This window comes from Kitasatospora sp. NPDC057512 (genome assembly GCF_042802135.1).
In the GTDB taxonomy this organism is placed as follows: domain Bacteria; phylum Actinomycetota; class Actinomycetes; order Streptomycetales; family Streptomycetaceae; genus Kitasatospora.
On the sequence record NZ_JBHVET010001097.1, the window covers coordinates 1 to 1936 of the forward strand.

2 protein-coding genes are annotated in these 1936 nt (G+C 71.4%); both read left to right on the forward strand.

Annotated elements, in window-relative coordinates; all coding sequences use genetic code 11:
- Positions 1–333 precede the first annotated feature (333 nt).
- Entirely contained in the window at positions 334–1026 is a 693-nt protein-coding gene (locus tag ACFU6K_RS37965) for a phosphatidylserine decarboxylase (protein WP_049655656.1), read from the forward strand.
- Entirely contained in the window at positions 1013–1891 is an 879-nt protein-coding gene (locus ACFU6K_RS37970) for a phosphatidylcholine/phosphatidylserine synthase (protein WP_369808332.1), read from the forward strand. The genes ACFU6K_RS37965 and ACFU6K_RS37970 overlap by 14 nt, the downstream gene beginning before the upstream one ends.
- Positions 1892–1936 lie beyond the last annotated feature (45 nt).

A 1936-nucleotide genomic window follows, 5' to 3' on the forward strand; every position in this document is an offset into this window, starting at 1 on the left:
GGGCGTACTGCTGCAACGACGCGCCCTGCGGCCGCTTCCGCACACCCGCTTCCGGCCGCTACGGCCGTTTCGTCCGCCGGGTTCCGTCCGCGCACCCGTTGAGACAAGAGTCACCAGCCCTGTCGGGTCCCTTGGGAACCGGACCGGGCCGAGCTACGGTCGTAGGAGTGGACGCGCACACGCGCCGCCACCGGACACATGAACGAGCAGGCGGGTTGCCCACCCACCGTCTGCTCCCGATAGCATCCACCGGGACAGCAAGCCGTCCCTCTATTACCGATTCCGCGGTGGCCCCCGTCCAGCGGCCATGATCCCCCGCGACAAAGGTCTTCGATGCCCATCAGCCCGTCCCCTCACACCTCCGTCACGGACCGCGATGCCCTCGCAGCCCCGACGGCCGGTCGGCGACCCCGCGTGACCATCGCGCGCGGAGCCACCCCCTGGTTCGTCCCCACCCTCGCCACGGCCGCCGTGACCACCGCCCTCACCCGGCGCAGCGGCAAGTGGGCCCTGGCTGCGGTACCCGCCTGTGCCCTCGGCGCGGGCATGCTGTGGTTCTTCCGCGACCCCGAGCGTGAGATCGGCACGGGCAGAGTGATCTCCCCCGCCGACGGCGTGGTGCAGAGCATCGACGCCTGGCCGGACGGCCGCACCCGGGTCGCGATCTTCATGAGCCCGCTGAACGTCCACGTCAACCGCGCGCCCCTGCCGGGCACCGTGACGTCGGTCGAGCACGTCGCGGGCGGCTTCGTCCCCGCGTTCAACAAGGACAGCGACCAGAACGAGCGGGTCGTCTGGCACTTCGACACCGAGCTCGGCGACATCGAGATGGTCCAGATCGCGGGGGCCGTGGCCCGCCGCATCGTGCCGTACGTGGACGCCGGAACCAAGGTCGAGCAGGGCGACCGGATCGGTCTGATCCGGTTCGGGTCCCGGGTCGACACCTACCTGCCGGCCGGCGTCGAGGTCGGCGTCGAGGTCGGCCAGAAGACCACAGCCGGGGTGACGCGCCTTGACCGTGACTGATCCTGAGACAATCGTCGGCCTGGACGACGAGGAGACGGCCCTGCGCCGCCGCCGCTGGGCACGGGACCGCGAGCTGCGGGCCCCACGCTCTCCCCAGCACCTGTCCACGGCCGACTTCCTGACCCTGGGGAACGCCGTCTGCGGCTTCCTGGCGATCTACTCGATCACCACCGGGGTCCTGGTCCCGCACATCACCAACCCGGACGCCGCTCCGGACCGGCACAGCGCCGCCACCGCGGTCACGCTGCTGCTGATCGGCTCGATGTGCGACCTCTTCGACGGGCTGGTGGCGCGCAAGCTGCGCTCCTCCGCCCTCGGGGCGGAACTGGACAACCTGGCGGACCTGATCAGCTTCGGCATCGCGCCGGCCTACTTCGTCGCGGTCTGGGGCATGGTCTCCCCGGGCTCCAACAGCAAGCTGTCGGCGCTGATCGCGCTGACCGTGCTGCTCGCGGTGGTCCTGCGGCTGGCCCGCTTCTCGGCGGTCAAGATGCGGCCCGGGGTGTTCCAGGGCATGCCCTGCCCGATGGGCGCGATGACGGTGATCGCCATCGTGCTGCTCGACCCGCCGTTCCTGCCCGGTCTGCTCGCCATCTTCGGCGCCGCGTACCTGATGGTCAGCCGGATCGAGTACCCGAAGCCGCAGGGGCTGCTGGCCACCGCCACGCTCTGCTGGGTCGTCGTCGCGATCGGCTGCCTGGCCGCCTGGGCGACCGGGCTGCCCGGCGGCGACAGCCTGATGCACGTCGGCGCGTTCGCCCAGATCACGCTCGCCGCGATGGCGCCGCTGCTGGTCATCCGCCGCAAGGTGGGGCAGAAGGTCGGCGACGTCCGCGCCCGGCGGGCGGAGTCGCGGCTCGGCTGAGCCGTCCGACGGAACGACATGGGGAAGGGCCCGGAACCTGGTGGT